Source organism: Nostoc sp. DedQUE02, from assembly GCF_034531035.1.
In the GTDB taxonomy this organism is placed as follows: Bacteria; Cyanobacteriota; Cyanobacteriia; order Cyanobacteriales; family Nostocaceae; genus Nostoc.
Genome location: NZ_JAVRBY020000002.1, coordinates 19,991 through 35,035, shown reverse-complemented (window position 1 = coordinate 35,035; position 15,045 = coordinate 19,991). Strand labels below are relative to the sequence as shown.

Below are 15,045 nucleotides of genomic sequence, written 5' to 3'. Positions count from 1 at the left end.
GCTTCTATAAAAAGTTATGGTAATAGAAAATGATGTATGAATCGCCAAAGAAAATTCTCGTCATTGAAGATGATACCGTTACCCGCAATCTTTATTTAAGAGGTCTTGAGGCCAAAGGTTTTGATATGATAGGCGCTCAAAACGGTCGTGTTGGTATCCAACAAGCACAAAAGGATATACCCGACTTAGTGATTTGCGATATCACGATGCCCGATATGGATGGTTATAACGTTTTAACTACGCTACGCCAAGATCCGATTACGGCAATTATTCCTTTTATTTTTCTGACTGGCAGTAGTACTAAAGCAGATGTTCGCAAAGCTATGGAATTGGGTGCAGATGACTATCTTACCAAACCCTCGACATTAGATGAATTACTCAGAGCGATCGCAACTCGCTTGGAAAAGCAAGCTACTATGCAATACTGGTGTTCTATAAAATTCGATAAAGCTCCAAAACCAGTATTTACAGATGATACTACAGCGATCGCTTCCGGTGTTGCCGTAGCATCTGATAAAGAAGCCAACATTTCTTCTAAGTCAATCTTTCCCTGCATTCCCCAATTGCAAGAAGTTTTCGACTTTATCGAAGCCCATTATCATGAAGGAATTACTTTGTCTGATGTGGCTGTTGCTGTTGGTTACTCACCTGCTTACTTAACTAACCGAGTAAAGGAGACAAGTGGAGAGACTGTAAACTGCTGGATTGTCAAACGCCGGATGGCGGAAGCTTGTTTTTTACTCCAAAATAATAATCAGACAGTCGAGAAGATAGCGAAAGCATTGGGTTATCAGGATGTGTCTCATTTTTCCCGCCAGTTTCGCCAACATCACGGTTTACCTCCCCAAGCTTGGCGCAAAGAGCATCAGCTTGTATCGCAAAAACAGGTGAGACTCTGGTGAAAATCGATTTACAGCAATTTTCAAGATTGAGATGGGGAATGGGGAATGGGGAATGGGGAATAGTTCAACAAGAAAAGTATTATTCTTCCTGCCCCCTGCCCCCTGCCTCCTCATACAAATAGTTGCGTAAACTCATATATTAAATCCACCCTGCCCTTACGTAACATAGCTGGATCTAATCTTTCAGTAGTGTTACAAGTCATCAAGACAACTAACCTTTGCTGCATCTGAATACCAGAGTCATCAATTACACTCTGATACAAAGTACCATCCAGTAAACTCAGAATGTGTTCGGTTTTGTTATTGTATTGCGCTACTTCCGAAGCACGATTTTGCGCTAAGTTATCAGCTTCGTTAATAACTATACAAATACGCTCTATGTAAGTCGGTGGGACAAAATTAGCGATCGCATCATGATCTAAAATAAAAATTACATACCCTAAAGGTACAAGAATTTCCTTTGCTACTGCCTGTGTCCAGACTGTTTTACCAGTACCTGGTTGCCCATGTACAACAACTGCTAACTGATTTTGATTTAAAATTGCTTGCTGTACAGAATCAGTAAAGTTTTGGATATCTGCGGGAAATGTCCGAATGTTAAATTGACTATGAACCTTGCCTACACGACTTTGATATCCACTTAGCATCACTGCTAAGTCGTAAGTCGCTTTGTTAATTAGTGGCGCGAGATTTTTCGCCATTAAAGTATATTGTCGTCGCCCGCGATCGTAGGGGTCAATTTGCAACCAAACGTCAGACTTTGACCAATAAGCATAAACAGTATTAATAACGTCTAAACGTTCCCAGCTAATAAATCTATCTATAGGAAAATAAAAATCTCTTTCTGAGTAATACTGAGTAATAATATCGGGAGTACCCAACACACCTAAAACTCGCAGTACAGTAATTTCTTGCAATCGATTAAGAACATAATCAATGGGAATACTACTACGACTCACAAATTGAACTATAGGCGTTTCCGTACTCAAAACATCTTTGTAGCGATGATCTGGTGATTGAGGATCTGGGGTGATATAGTTCCAAAACTTTTCAATTTCATAGCGGGTATTATCAGATACAACACTCAATAAATTAGCCCACCAAGCATAATTATTTCGTCCTAAAATATCAGCAACATTACTCGCTAAATTCAAACTCTTTTGACTTAATTCGCGGGAGTCACTGTACAATAGTTGCCACAAAAACTCCCAGTCTAACTCTCGGTTAAATGGTCGCCAACCGCTAGCAAGCAAGCTTTGCCGGGTATTATTTGTCGGATTGCCTTCATTGCTTCTAAAATAGTCAAAATCCATATTTATTTAGTTATGCAGCGTTAATCGAGTTATTTTGTGTGAAATAGAAGATTTTAAAAAAGTTTTATCGTAATCTCAACTAATTTCCTACAAATGGTAATTTTATTTTCACCGTGCTGGCTAGGAATTTTTTTAATTTAACTCATTCTTAATGTAACATACTATATTACATATAGACTACCTATGTCAACTTTTTTGACAAAATAATTGGTATAAGTGGAGATTTACTTTTAGCTATTGATTTACGTGTGCCATTTCTTGACTTCTATATCATTTAGGAGTGCTTAGTTACCCCATAGTTAAAACTAGGGAATTAAAGTAAGGACATATTATTCCTTGTGGCACTTGACACTCGAAAAAAGCAATGTATTTCTTTTTCCGGCATTGTAGAGAAAGCGCGATGATTTTGAAATGCATGGATTAGAGCTATTCGCTTCTAGCGAATAGCCCGTCATAGATATTGCCTTTGGCACTGCAAAGACATGCTCTATATGAATAAAAAGTTACTACGGTCTTTATTTTTCGGAAGAATATTAAAAATAAGAACTCTACTTTTTAGTAAAGTTCATTTACTTGGTCAAGTGTATGATATAACTTGGTAAAAAATACTCTGCCTTGACTACTCTCCCATTGCTTAACCACAGAAATCATCTACACGAATATCGCGCCAGACATCTGACGGTTGCCAACCTGAGTTAGCAATGGAATGGGAGAGATGATAGCGTTCAGGAATATAGTCTGATTCTAATGCTTCAATATACTGTGGTAGCTCATCTTCAACTACTGGTTCTAGAATATCTTGACTTTCAGACATCTCAATCGGTTCAGTAGGTGGTGGGGTTGTTTCTGTTTTGTTGAGAATGGGTCTGTCAGATTTTTTGATGAGTTGTCGCATATCCATATTTATCACAAGGTAAACAAAAGGTAGGATATACCAGGATACAGGAAATTCTTACACAATCCGACAGATTTTACTGTTTTTGTCTGAGTATAATTGCTGACTGATGGCACTATTAGTAGCCTACCCTAGCCAATGGAATTCGCGGCTATACAGACAAAACCCACGGAGGTGGGTTTCAAATTCTTTGAGTTTGCGTAGGCGGACTACCCTTCTCCTTCCCTTCGGGACGCTGCGCGATGTGTTATATTATTTTATAGTAAATTGATTTCACTCTAAGATGTTAAAAGTCGTCAAAGTCAGACTATATCCAGATGTCCTTCAACAGCAGTCACTAGCACAAGCTTTTGGCTCTTGTCGTTGGCTTTGGAATTATTGCCTGAACTTGATGAATCAGACGTACAAAGAAACAGGTAAGGGGCTATCTGGATATGAAGTTAAAAAGCTAATCCCGCAACTTAAAAAAGAGCATGATTGGTTGGCTTTAACTTACTCACAGTGCTTACAACAAGTCTGTTTAAATCTTGGAGTGGCTTTTAATAACTTCTTTGAAAAAAGAGCAAAATATCCAAACTTCAAGTCAAAGCATAATAAGCAGTCAATACAGTATCCTCAAAATGTTAGGATTGCTGACAAGTACTTAACTTTCCCAAAAATAGGGGATGTGTCAGCAATAATTCATAGACCTATTGAAGGAAAAGTTAAGACTGTAACTATATCTAAAAACTGTTCTAACCAATACTTCGCCGCCATTCTCTTTGATGATGGTAAAGATAAACCTTATTGCTCTACAGATGGTAAAGCAATAGGTATTGATTTGGGATTAACTCACTTCGCTGTTACTAGTGATGGGTCTAAATTTGACAATCCTAGAATACTCAACAAATACGAAAAAAATCTGAAGCTGAAACAGCAACAATTATCTAGGAAGAAAAAAGGTTCTAATAACCGCATTAAATCTAGAAATAAAGTTGCTAGTATTCACAGAAAAATTACTAATTGCCGTGAAGATTTTCTGCATAAGCTATCGCGTAGGATAGTTAACGAAAACCAAGTGATTGTGGTTGAAAATCTTAATATTAAAGGCATGATGCAAAATCACTGCCTAGCCAAATCTATTCAACAGGTTGGCTGGGGGATGTTTTGTACAATGCTTAAATACAAGGCAGAGATATCAGGGAAGATTTACCAAGAACTAGATAGATTTTTCCCTAGTTCAAAAACCTGCCATGTATGCTTGAATCAAGTCAGTAGCTTACCACTAGATGTAAGAACCTGGACTTGTGAGCATTGCAAAACTAAGCATGATAGGGATATTAACGCCAGTATTAACCTTCGAGATGAAGGTCTACGGATTTTGACCTCTGGAACGGGGGATAAAGCCTGTCGCCCAGATGTAAGTCGCAGTAATAGAGGACGCAAGAAATCTACTACTACGCTCTCTGTTGGACAGGAAGCCTACACTGTACGCGAAGCGTCAGTGTAGGTAGTTCACAATCTTCATGTTTTATTCTCATCGTATGCGACTGCCATCCAAATATTTCAATATTCTTATTCCAGTACTAATTTTTATTTTGTTCCTCTGCTTAACTCCTATCGTTGCTCAAGCATTAACTAAAGCTCCGGTTATTTTGGATGGTGAACAAATTTTTCAGATTAGCGATTCTGGTCGGTATAGCGCTCAAGAACGGACAAATATAATCAACTCACAACTAAAAAATGCGATTCAAACTTCTAAATCTATTCAAGTTAAAATTGAAAAACGCAATCAGCTACCTACTATTTTGCTAAACGATCGCTATCTGTTAACAGTTACAGAACAAGATACTGTTCCAGGTAGCACAGTTGATGAACAGGCAAAGATTTGGGGGCAGCAAATTGAAGATGCGTTACAGCAAGCTCAGTTAGAGCGAACTAAAACCTATCTCCAACAAACAACACTTATAGCAGTAGTAATTTTACTCATAACTGCCGTATTCAGTTGGCTATTGGGATGGATTAAACATCACTTTTTTCGAGTAGCTTCACTTCGCTTAACTACTACTAGCAATGCGATACCAAATTCAGAACCAATAAAAGTATTAGAATTATTTTTCAAATTAGTGTTGGCGAGTATGCGGATCGGACTTTGGATAAGTGCGATTCTTTATATCACTAATCTCTTTCCTTTCACTCGTCAATGGAGCTACCAAATTTCAAATATCCTAATCACCAGTTTTACATCACCTATTCTGACGTTAGGCAAAAATCCTTACTCTCTTAGTGAATTAATAATTTTGGTTGGTTTGTTGTTTGGCTTAGTTATCTTTGCTGGAACTTTAACCAATTTTTTCCGTTCTCGAATTCTATCTTTTACAGGAATCAATCGCGGCGCTCAAGAAGCGATTACAATACTTTTCAAATATGGTGTAATTTTTATTGGCACACTGGTACTGCTACAAATCTGGGGGCTTGACATTAGCTCTTTGACAATCTTAGCAAGTGCTTTAAGCGTTGGAATTGGCTTTGGTTTACAGGATATTGCTAAGAATTTTGGCAGTGGTTTAGTACTAGTATTTGAGCGTCCGATTCAGGTTGGAGATTTTGTGGAAGTTGGGGAATATACAGGTACTGTCGAGCGAATAGGTGCAAGAAGTACCGAGATTCGTACTCTTGACCACGTTTCAATCATTGTACCCAACTCTCGCTTTTTGGAAAAAGAAGTAATCAACTGGAGCCATCGCAACCCGATTTCTCGCCTTCATCTCCCTGTTGGCGTTGCTTTTAGTTCAGATCCCAAAACTGTGCAAGCGGCTCTGTTAGAGGCTGCCTCTAAGCATCCCAATGTATTACAAGCTCCTTCTCCTCTAGTACTGTTTAAAGAGTTTGGCAACAACAGCTTAAATTTTGAGTTATTAGTATGGACTGCGGAACCAAATAAACAATTCTTGCTCAAAAGTGATTTATACTACAATATGTACGAAGCATTACAGCAAAGACAAATTGAAATCCCCTTCCCTCAGTTAGATTTACATGTGCGTTCTGGCACATTGGAATTTACGCCAGAAATGCAGTTAGCTTTAATACAGATGGTTGAACGATTATCAAAGAGGGAATAGGCAATAGGCAATAGGCAATAGGCAATAGGCAATAGGCAATAGGCTAAATCTGCGTTCACTGTCAATACGTTTCGGTTAAAGGGGAAAGGGAAAAGGGGAAAATTTTTGAATATATCTTTTACCCTTTATCTGTTCCCCTTTCTTCAGACCACACTCGATTGTGAAAATGCTAGACCGAACCGTATTGCGTTCACTGTTTCTAAATCTATTTGAGAAACAGAATTCTTAACTTTGTTGACTATTGGACTGATAATTTCTTGGTCTTGTTAGTCAACTTGAGTAATCATTTTCTCTACTTTGTAGACTTTTGAAGCGATCGCCACCTGATCAGCGCCGCTTTACAGCAAGAACTCAGCCGATTGTTTAGCGAACAAGGTGTGCCGCGATCGCTTGCTCAAGGGGGTGCAGTGCCTCAATTTAATGGCGGTACAATCGAGATCGCGCCTGCCATGAAACCCGATGCGATCGGCGTTCAAATTGCTCAATCAATCTACGGAGGTTCAGCAAATGACAGCCAAAACTCTTGCCAAAACAGAAACAAAGCCTTCATTGAATGTTGATCGTTCGGAAATTTTGCAGCGCAAATGCGACTGCGGCAAATCGGCAAGCTTGACGGGTCAGTGTAGCCAATGTCAGGGGAAAAAACTGCTTCAGCGACGGGCAAACGATCAATCTGAGGTTACAGAAGTGCCACCGATTGTGCATGAAGTGTTGCGATCGCCTGGACAACCGCTTGATCGCAATACTTGCACTTTCATGGAATCTCGCTTTAATCACGATTTTAGCGAGGTAAGAGTACATACACATGACCTCTATTTACCAATCCATAGGGTGAAGACCGAGACGTTCTATTAGCATGGGTAAATCTTTGGCACAGACTTGGCGGTGATTGGTTTCTACAGCGTCAACCCAAGAAATGCTTTTTCCCATCGTTGAGGCAAAAAACGCCCTCGACCAGCCTTTAGCTTTTCTGGCTTTGCGAATAATCTCACCTGATGGCGATCGCAGTTGACGCTGATTTTTGGTTTGGCGGTTAATTCTGTTTTGGCTTTGCGGGTTGTTTAACCTTTGTTGTGCTTCTAACGGTAAATTTAACCGCCAGCGTGACATTAAAAGTTCTTGCCAAAATCCAGTCGGACGTTTGCCTTGCTTGTTTTCCAACCAATCTGGCCCAATTTCAAGTTCTATTTGCCATCCAGCTTTTTTAACAACATTCATATCAGTTTCAAAGTCGTCAGCTAAACAACGACGCAGTTGGCGATCGCTTGCTGCTGCTGTAACTCGCTTTTCTCCATAGGCAATTTCTAACAGCGTTTTGCCAATCAAGCGGTTTTGTAATCCGGGCCCAATCTGAAAAGTCAGCCAAATCAGGATTCTCGCAGCACCGACATTATGCTTGCCAATACTAAAAAGCGTTTGTACGGTTTTCTTGGTGATGACGCCTGTATGGTAATAATATTCTGATTTGTTCAAAAAGTATCTTGCCCACTCGCCGGGTTTGACGGTAACAGTTAAACCAATCGGTTTGCAATGGCTATTCTCTGCTTCAGCAAATTTGTGTTCCACAGAAACGTTCCAAATTTGCCAATCTGTTGTTGTAAACGCCGGAATTTTCTCTGTATTGAACCAAGTAATTTCTGCCAACACTTGAGCAGGTTGTCTTACCAAACTATCTAGAATCTCTAATTTTTGTGATTTGCTCAAATCACGGCGCTTTGATAAACCTGTATATTCAACTAACTGTTTATCATCAATCACAAAAGCTTGATTCCAAGGTTGGTGAAGCTGAATCGCTTTAGCACAGTAAATTAGATGAATAGCACCTGCTCTTGGATCAAATTCCTCAATGGTGGTAAGAGCAGCATCTGTTGTTAATGCTTGCTTTTGTGTAGAAAAATTTTCATTGCTGATATAATACTCGATTTTGCCACTACGTCCTTTATTAACAGGTTTTTCGTAACTCAAAATCGCATCAGACTTAATTTTCCAGGATAAATCTGATTTTTGTGACAAAACTTCTGCCACACCTCGCAGTACCAACGTCAATGCTGCTAATGTTGTCCAGCCATTAGGAAATAAAGAACCTGCTTTGAACCTTAGTTTCTTGGCTGGAGATTTCTGCTCTTTAAGTAGTACTTTCAGCAAGAAAATCGCAAAGCGCTCCGACTGGATACTCTCAATGTGACGAAAATTGTTCCAAGTGACCAGATGTGTTTCAACCTGCTGTTGAACCTCAGCAATTTGAGTTTTAACTTGATTTTTTGTTTCAAAAAGCTGTGTTTTAACCTGCTTTTCTACGTCAATTAAACTGACTTTACTTTTTTGTTCTAAGTTAACTAAGGAATCTGCGATCGCTTCTCTTGTTTGTTTTACTGTAACCTTTATCCGATTTCGTAATGCGTCAGATAAGCGTTCCATATTGATTGTTATTTTTATCCATTTACTAAAAGTAATTTTTGATCTTTGCTATGTGCAGATTTTTGACATGCAAACTTTATTCTAAATAATTTTTGTATAAAGCACAGGAGACAATCTTTAATTTTAACCTAAAACATGATGATTTCATAAATTTTTAATTGTCAAACCTATAAATATAATTAATCAATACTATTTACAACCAGCAAGATGTAAGGTCTAAAAATTAGTAAAACTATGATGTCGAACCTTTTATTCATCAAGGTTTCAGGATTTTACATCTGCTGCTAAAAACAGGTCACAAAATTGCTAGAAACAGGTCACGCATCTATATTAAAAAGTTAAATATTTAAAGGTTTTTACAAAGTTTTTACAATACAGATAAACTAATAGACTCGTGCATTTTTAGTAGCTGTATGTAAATTCTTAAATTTTTATGTATACTAAATAATGAAAGCTACAAGCTTTCTAAAAAAAGCACAATCAAGCTATAAAATTGATATGTTTGCATGTCAATAATTCTTACGAATCATACTTATATCTTTCGTAAGAAAGAGTAGTAAGAATCCAAAGTCTTGATTTTTTACAAACTTTTGAACCTGATTATCGAAGGAGAATTTCATGAGCTTAGAAGATAAAATCAAAGCAACTGCCAAAAACATTGAAGGTAAAGCTAAAGAAATTACAGGTCAAGTAACTGACAATCCAGAGCTAGAAGCCGAAGGCAAGCTAAAACAAGCTGAGGCTAATGTTAGCCAGTCAGTTGAAAACACCAAAGATGAAGTGAAAAAACTCATTGACTAATCAAGCTTGCTGTCTCAAAAATCCAAAATTCAGAATTCAGAATTAGTAATAAATTCAGACTTTTCATCGTTTTTCAAACTGTACCGCAGGATTTGTGGCTAACTTGTAGACTGTTAGTGCAATCGCAAGCGTACTAATTTGTTTACTAATTTTGACGATGAATTTGATTCAAATAGCAATCCTCATAAATAAATACAATATCTAGAGGATTGCTTTTTTATTCTGTGGTCTTAACTAATTCAAATTTAATTTTGAAAAGAAAAGTATTTTCTAGCTTCGATAGAGCTATGAATTAGTCATAGTTACTCTGTTTTTAATCGATAAGATAATAAGGAACAAAATAATGCCAAGATTGATAGGACAGCGACGATCGCCTGCTGGTTTGTATATGCTTTCTGCGATTGTTGTTGCGATCGCCGCAGCTGGAGTACTTGAATATCAAGGTGTCTTCAATTTAGAGAATCTGGTTCAACAAGTAAAAATAAAGCTGAACACAAGCAGTTTATCTTCTAATTATCCAACAACTCGCTTATCTAAAATAGTGCTGAGTAATAAGTATTCATAATTGATTTTTCAATCATCGAAAAACTGTGAGGAAAAGCCATTGCGTAGGACGGGTTCCCTGTTTCAAAGCAAGTGGCGTGATTTACCTGCGAACAAATTTTAGGAACTCAGCACTACCAAAGGAATCAAAGATATGCGTCGAGGAACTGATTTAATCGGAAAAATTGTTGTTGCTTACGATACCGGAGAGCGAATTGAGCGGATTCAAGACTTGATTTTTGACCAACAGAGCGATCGACTTCTGGGACTGCTTGTGGATGATGGCGGCTTGTTTCGTAGTGCCCGCGTGATTCCATTTGCTCAAGTGCAAGCCATCGGTTTAAACGCTGTAATTGTACCTTCAAAAGCAGCAGTTGTCAAAATTAAGAAAGCGCCAGAAATTAGAGCTGTTGTAAAACGCAACAATGTGCTCAAAGGAACCCGAATCTTGACTGTAAACGGACGGGATTTGGGAACAATGATTGACCTTTATTTTGACGAACAGACAGGAGTCGTTGAAGGATACGAAGTATCTGGCGGTTTGTTTGCTGATGCTTATTCTGGACGATGCTTTGTTCCTGCTACTAACACGCTCAAAATCGGAGAGAATTTTGCATTTGTACCCGTTGAAACTGCTGAACTCATGCAAGAACAAGTGGGTGGTTTCAAAGGAGCCATTCAAACAGCTAGCAATACAATACAAGACACCACAGCAGCAGCTAATCAAAAACTTCAGAAAGTAGGCGAGATTGCTACAGAAAAGTTGCAAGAAACAACTGAAGCTGTTAGCAGACAATTGCAAGAAGTCAATCAAGCAGCAACAACATCAATGACAAACGCGATTATTGATTCAACAGCGCAAAAAGCTTTTGTGGTTGGTCAAATTGCAGATAGAGATGTATTTGCTCCAGATGGCAGCATGTTGGCGATGCGGGGACAAACAGTTACCAGATCGATTGCAGATGAGGCCGAACGTCTGGGTGTACTCGATCGACTTTATCAAGCAACTGGAGGTGATGTTGCAGCCGAGTTAAATCGCAAAATTCAGCAAACTGTAGACACAACTAGCAATCAATTCCAGGAAACTGTAAAACAAACAACTGCGATCGCTGATGAAAAGTTGCGATTGACAACTCGTAACACTGCCACCAAATTAATGAATGCAATTATCAATCCAGAAGAACAAAAGGCATTGGTAATTGATAGAGTGGTTGATTACGACGTAATTTCCCCGAATGGAACATTGCTAATTGCTCAAGGAGAGCTAATTACATTGGAGATTGCCGAACGAGCCGAGCATCAGGGAATACTTAACCAACTGTTCCAAGCAACAAAAGGCAGCTTAACAGCCGAATTGAGTAACTCAACCAGCAATATTGTTGCTAGTTATTTAGTAGAACAAGCTTTGGGACGACGAGTGCATCAGTTAGTTCGCACTAATGACGGATTGGTTGTAGCTGCACCAGGACAAATTGTTACCCAACAAGTAATTGAGCGCAGCCGCAGTTACAAGCAAGAACGGGCGCTACTCAATGCCGTTGGCTTGACGTTCATTGACGCAGTTGGTTCTAGTGCCAATCGCACACTTGCGGATACAAGCGAATTGGTGTTTGATAGCGTTGTTCGCGTACAAGAGAATGTAACTAGCTTCGTGGCAATCCTCCAAAAAAGATTTGAACAGGTACGCCAGCAAGCAATTCAAACATTAGAAGAACACCGCATCAAAGATGCTTTAGGACGTACCGTGAATCGAATCATTTTAAACAAGGATGATAGCGTAATTTTAATTCCAGGCGATATCATTACCCATCGTGCCATCGAACTTGCCCGGAAAGCTGATGTGCTAGATATCCTATTAAGCTCGGTGTACAAAAAAGAAGAACAACCTGCGATCGCTCTATTAAATCCATCACCAAAAACTAAAATCAAAGAGCGACTAACAGTGTCATCGAGTTAATTCTGCTTCAGATGCCTTTGTAGGGAGTGGTGGAGCGATCACAACATTTTCCCCTTTCGACTTGAAGTATCGTTCTATCCCTGTGTTTAGTTAATTCATACCGCAATCACCAATGCCGGTTGAAGCAAATTCGGCAAACGGCTATAGGCTGATTTTTTGGCAGCCACAAACCTTAGAACCACCGCCTCGCCATCCGAGTGCGATCGCTAGCATTGGCACGATTGTCACAGCCACCTATCGCAGTGGCATCGGGCTAGCCGGACTCCTGGGAGCCGATCGCCTGAGTCTGCTAAAAACGCGACCACTCGGTATTACCTCTGTCACCAAGTCTTTGAAAAGCGACAGTTCGGACAAGCTGTGACTGCTGCGGAAGCGATCGCCACCCCACAAGGCGTGGAGGGGATAATCGCCGTTGATTTAGATGCCCTACATCGGCGCGATCGCGCTCGCAGTTTAGAACAGTTGGTGGCTGCTTTGCCTGCTCGTTGGGATGCGGCAACGCGCGAAATTCGAGCGATCGCCAATCATAACGGAAATTTATTTGCCGGCAAGCGATGCCTACGGCGGGCAAAGCCTACGCAATTCAGCTACTTCCAATCAGTCTGGATCGCAAATCACCGATCTGCTGATTACAGAAGGGCGATTTTACATTGATCCCTCTTTTGTTACTACGGGGAAAGAAAAAATAGTCAGAAATTCAACTGGCGATGGGGAAATTGATTGGAGAAGCACGAAAATCATTCATGAAACCAATTAATTTCAAAAAGCAACGTTTCATGCTAGGAATGTTAAAGACTGTGAGCCAAGAAAGCGTAAGTTCGATACTGAATGGCTTCGTGCAGATATCCCAGAATTAGAGATTTGCAAACTAATTATCAAACCTCTATCTATGTTTATCTGGAAGGAGCAGGCTCTGCGATCGCGCTTTATCGTTGGCATGGAACGCGGTTGGTTTGCGCTTCTATCTGCATGTTTACACTCTAAGCCACATAGATAGTTGCTCAAGGGTCTGTTAGTAGTTGGTAGATTCCTCAATGAGTGGTTAGCTACTGCGAATTGTATCTAAGCCAGAATTGGTATAGGTTACAAAAGTTACAAACGCAGAGATGGTTGGACTGCGACCTCGTGCGATATCAATTTGAATAAATTTAGTCATGCTTTTGTCATATTTTTGCAATAGCTTTGTCAATACGATGTGTGATGCTATAGCTATGACTTGGGAAATAGTCTCATACTAAACCTACACACCAGAGTCTAACGAAGAGAATCACTTAAGGCACAAGCGCTTATGGAGATGACTCTTCAAATCAAAATTGCAAAATTTCATATATTTGAAAGGAACAAGAAGATGAATTGGAAAGTACTTGCTTTGCTCCCTGCTTTGACTCTAGCTACTGCTGTGCCTGCTTACTCTTTAACTAATAATAAAAGCCAAAATACGGCTACTACTACCTACGTCGCACAAAGTACTAAAAAAACTAATGCTGTACCAAAGCTTAATGCCAAACGCAAGTCCAATAATGTAGCAAAGCGTAGTACCGGTAATGTACTTACAGTAGGTAGCAGGGGAGAGACAGTGAAAACTGTTCAGAATTCTTTAAAACAGCAAGGATTCTATACAGCAAGTGTGAATGGTGTCTTTGATAACAAAACTCGTGCAGCAGTGATCAAATTTCAGAAGTCTAAAGGATTAAGAGCAGATGGAATAATTGGACACCGAACTTTAGCAGCTCTTAAATAAGCTTATAGTTAGTTTCCTAATTATATAGGGTAAATCATAATCCTCTCCTCGCTTGCGGGGAGGGGTTTGAAGTGGGGTTCTTGTAGCCCACAAGGGCCGAAAATCGCTATAAATCTCAAAGCCTATTTTACTTCTGATATCATGTCCGCCAAATTAACCATAAGAAAAAAGGCGTTGCTGATTCCATGTATGAAAACGATTTTGCATAATACCAAAATCCTTGTAGAGAAGTAGCACTGCTACGTCTCTACATCTAGATTCATACTTCAATTCAGCAACGCCAGAAAAAAACCCAACCCCGCTTGCGGGGAGGGGAGACAAAGCACAGCTTTGGCGGAGTGGGGTTTTTCGGGTTTAATAAGCAATCAAGCGGACATGATATTATGCCTTAGTTCGTTAACAATATGTTTAGCTTCTGGGTTCATGGTTGCTACACCGGATTACAAAAACGATACCTGCGATAAGCTATGCGTTAGCATGGCTTCATAAGAATTATTTGCTAAAACTTCCTCTACTCTGCCTTTTTTCGGTCAACCGAAACACAAAAAAGGCAGACACCTTGTCTGCCCTCAAGACCTTAGAGTTAAGTTAAATTATTTGTTTTAGACCTTAATAGCGGCCACCACCACCATAATTTCCTCGTCTACCACCAGAGGAACCTCCATTTGTCTTGGGCTTGGCTTTATTAACTTTTAAGCTTCGACCCATCCATTCAGCATTATCAAGGGCATCAATTGCCGCTTGTTCTTGTGCGTCTGATTCCAATTCTACAAAGCCAAAACCTCTCATCCGTCCTGTTTCTCGGTCGATAGGCAATTGAACATTTTTTACAGTTCCGTATTCTGCAAAGACTTGCCGGAGGTCATCTTCTTTAACCTCGTAAGATAGATTACCGACGTAAATTGACATAGAATGTCTCCAGAATCAGGGGCTGTAGAGATTTAGATCCGGAGATGTCTGTAGTACAAGTATATATAAGAACAAACTACACAGCCGAATTTAATCTTCCAAGCACACTTTAACATAAATTGAAAAGTTATGTTCATAAGCAACACTATACTTCTGTGTTGATTTAAATACTCGGACAGTTGGAGAAACTGGTTTAAAATCAACCTACAGCAGAATTCAGAATTCAGAATTCAGAATGGGTTGCGCTAACAGGAGTAAAAGACGCTTTCTACCTGGGTAACAGACGTAAGCTTGTGTACCTTACTTTCCTTGAAATCTGCTGTAGGCGCGATCGCATAAAATTTTAAAGTCACCAAATTTCCATCACTGAACTTATTTCTCTTCAAACAGTATTAATAATTTTGAAATTTTATTCACTCAAAATTTCCAGAGAGTGCAATTAAATAAAATCAGTGCGATCGCTTG

Annotated in this window: 15 protein-coding genes; 11 read left to right on the top strand and 4 right to left on the bottom strand. The window is 39.4% G+C overall.

Annotation, left to right across the window (positions count from 1 at the left end; translation table 11 throughout):
• Window positions 1–29: 29 nt before the first annotated feature.
• Window positions 30–902, top strand: a complete 873-nt coding sequence (locus tag RMX98_RS02750; protein ID WP_322676478.1) for a response regulator — start codon at window positions 30–32, stop codon at window positions 900–902.
• 110 nt (window positions 903–1,012) lie between these two features.
• On the opposite strand, the gene RMX98_RS02745 is transcribed toward RMX98_RS02750, so the two are convergent.
• Both RMX98_RS02745 and RMX98_RS02740 read right to left on the bottom strand, forming a co-directional pair.
• Window positions 1,013–2,215, bottom strand: a complete 1,203-nt coding sequence (locus RMX98_RS02745; protein WP_322676479.1) for an AAA family ATPase — start codon at window positions 2,213–2,215, stop codon at window positions 1,013–1,015.
• A 634-nt stretch (window positions 2,216–2,849) separates the two neighbouring features.
• Window positions 2,850–3,116 (bottom strand): hypothetical protein, encoded by a 267-nt coding sequence (locus RMX98_RS02740; RefSeq protein ID WP_409881023.1) that lies wholly within the window; start codon window positions 3,114–3,116, stop codon window positions 2,850–2,852.
• Window positions 3,117–3,393: 277 nt separating this feature from the next.
• On the opposite strand from RMX98_RS02740, the gene RMX98_RS02735 reads away from it, so the two are divergent.
• The 4 genes from RMX98_RS02735 (at window position 3,394) to RMX98_RS02720 (ending at window position 7,066) form a co-directional block, all read left to right on the top strand.
• Window positions 3,394–4,599 carry an RNA-guided endonuclease TnpB family protein gene (locus RMX98_RS02735; protein WP_322676481.1) on the top strand — a complete coding sequence of 402 codons (1,206 nt, stop codon included), beginning with the start codon at window positions 3,394–3,396 and terminating at the stop codon, window positions 4,597–4,599.
• Between the two features lie 16 nt (window positions 4,600–4,615).
• Window positions 4,616–6,211 (top strand): mechanosensitive ion channel family protein, encoded by a 1,596-nt coding sequence (locus RMX98_RS02730; protein WP_322676482.1) that lies wholly within the window; start codon window positions 4,616–4,618, stop codon window positions 6,209–6,211.
• A gap of 359 nt (window positions 6,212–6,570) precedes the next feature.
• A complete protein-coding gene (locus tag RMX98_RS02725) occupies window positions 6,571–6,771 on the top strand; it encodes a hypothetical protein (RefSeq protein ID WP_322676483.1) in 201 nt (66 codons plus the stop codon).
• The gene (locus RMX98_RS02720; protein ID WP_322676484.1) at window positions 6,719–7,066 is read left to right on the top strand and encodes a DUF4157 domain-containing protein; all 348 of its coding nucleotides are present in this window, start codon (window positions 6,719–6,721) and stop codon (window positions 7,064–7,066) included. Before RMX98_RS02725 ends, RMX98_RS02720 begins: the two co-directional genes overlap by 53 nt.
• Here RMX98_RS02720 and RMX98_RS02715 read toward each other — a convergent pair.
• A complete protein-coding gene (locus RMX98_RS02715) occupies window positions 7,028–8,629 on the bottom strand; it encodes an XRE family transcriptional regulator (RefSeq protein ID WP_322676485.1) in 1,602 nt (533 codons plus the stop codon). The genes RMX98_RS02720 and RMX98_RS02715 overlap by 39 nt on opposite strands.
• Window positions 8,630–9,247: 618 nt before the next feature.
• On the opposite strand from RMX98_RS02715, the gene RMX98_RS02710 reads away from it, so the two are divergent.
• From RMX98_RS02710 to RMX98_RS02685, 6 genes are all read left to right on the top strand, one after another.
• Window positions 9,248–9,430, top strand: a complete 183-nt coding sequence (locus RMX98_RS02710) for a CsbD family protein (RefSeq protein WP_096536142.1) — start codon at window positions 9,248–9,250, stop codon at window positions 9,428–9,430.
• Window positions 9,431–9,773: 343 nt separating this feature from the next.
• Entirely contained in the window at window positions 9,774–9,995 is a 222-nt protein-coding gene (locus RMX98_RS02705; RefSeq protein WP_322676486.1) for a hypothetical protein, read from the top strand.
• Window positions 9,996–10,127: 132 nt separating this feature from the next.
• Window positions 10,128–11,930 carry a PRC-barrel domain-containing protein gene (locus tag RMX98_RS02700; protein WP_322676487.1) on the top strand — a complete coding sequence of 601 codons (1,803 nt, stop codon included), beginning with the start codon at window positions 10,128–10,130 and terminating at the stop codon, window positions 11,928–11,930.
• A 112-nt stretch (window positions 11,931–12,042) separates the two neighbouring features.
• Window positions 12,043–12,291 carry a hypothetical protein gene (locus tag RMX98_RS02695; RefSeq protein WP_322676488.1) on the top strand — a complete coding sequence of 83 codons (249 nt, stop codon included), beginning with the start codon at window positions 12,043–12,045 and terminating at the stop codon, window positions 12,289–12,291.
• Window positions 12,288–12,584, top strand: coding sequence for a hypothetical protein (locus tag RMX98_RS02690; protein WP_322676489.1), 297 nt, complete (start codon window positions 12,288–12,290; stop codon window positions 12,582–12,584). The genes RMX98_RS02695 and RMX98_RS02690 overlap by 4 nt, the downstream gene beginning before the upstream one ends.
• Window positions 12,585–13,278: 694 nt before the next feature.
• Window positions 13,279–13,671 carry a peptidoglycan-binding domain-containing protein gene (locus tag RMX98_RS02685; RefSeq protein WP_322676490.1) on the top strand — a complete coding sequence of 131 codons (393 nt, stop codon included), beginning with the start codon at window positions 13,279–13,281 and terminating at the stop codon, window positions 13,669–13,671.
• Window positions 13,672–14,280: 609 nt separating this feature from the next.
• On the opposite strand, the gene RMX98_RS02680 is transcribed toward RMX98_RS02685, so the two are convergent.
• Entirely contained in the window at window positions 14,281–14,580 is a 300-nt protein-coding gene (locus RMX98_RS02680; RefSeq protein ID WP_322676491.1) for an RNA-binding protein, read from the bottom strand.
• Window positions 14,581–15,045: the final 465 nt, after the last annotated feature.

Coding starts and splice junctions, on each gene's coding strand:
- RMX98_RS02715 (WP_322676485.1), bottom strand. CDS start 8,629: ATGGAACGCTTATCTGACGCATTACGAAATCGGATAAAGGTTACAGTA.
- RMX98_RS02680 (WP_322676491.1), bottom strand. CDS start 14,580: ATGTCAATTTACGTCGGTAATCTATCTTACGAGGTTAAAGAAGATGAC.
- RMX98_RS02710 (WP_096536142.1), top strand. CDS start 9,248: ATGAGCTTAGAAGATAAAATCAAAGCAACTGCCAAAAACATTGAAGGT.
- RMX98_RS02720 (WP_322676484.1), top strand. CDS start 6,719: ATGACAGCCAAAACTCTTGCCAAAACAGAAACAAAGCCTTCATTGAAT.
- RMX98_RS02695 (WP_322676488.1), top strand. CDS start 12,043: ATGCCGGTTGAAGCAAATTCGGCAAACGGCTATAGGCTGATTTTTTGG.
- RMX98_RS02730 (WP_322676482.1), top strand. CDS start 4,616: ATGTTTTATTCTCATCGTATGCGACTGCCATCCAAATATTTCAATATT.
- RMX98_RS02700 (WP_322676487.1), top strand. CDS start 10,128: ATGCGTCGAGGAACTGATTTAATCGGAAAAATTGTTGTTGCTTACGAT.
- RMX98_RS02705 (WP_322676486.1), top strand. CDS start 9,774: ATGCCAAGATTGATAGGACAGCGACGATCGCCTGCTGGTTTGTATATG.
- RMX98_RS02750 (WP_322676478.1), top strand. CDS start 30: ATGATGTATGAATCGCCAAAGAAAATTCTCGTCATTGAAGATGATACC.
- RMX98_RS02685 (WP_322676490.1), top strand. CDS start 13,279: ATGAATTGGAAAGTACTTGCTTTGCTCCCTGCTTTGACTCTAGCTACT.
- RMX98_RS02740 (WP_409881023.1), bottom strand. CDS start 3,116: ATGGATATGCGACAACTCATCAAAAAATCTGACAGACCCATTCTCAAC.
- RMX98_RS02735 (WP_322676481.1), top strand. CDS start 3,394: ATGTTAAAAGTCGTCAAAGTCAGACTATATCCAGATGTCCTTCAACAG.
- RMX98_RS02745 (WP_322676479.1), bottom strand. CDS start 2,215: ATGGATTTTGACTATTTTAGAAGCAATGAAGGCAATCCGACAAATAAT.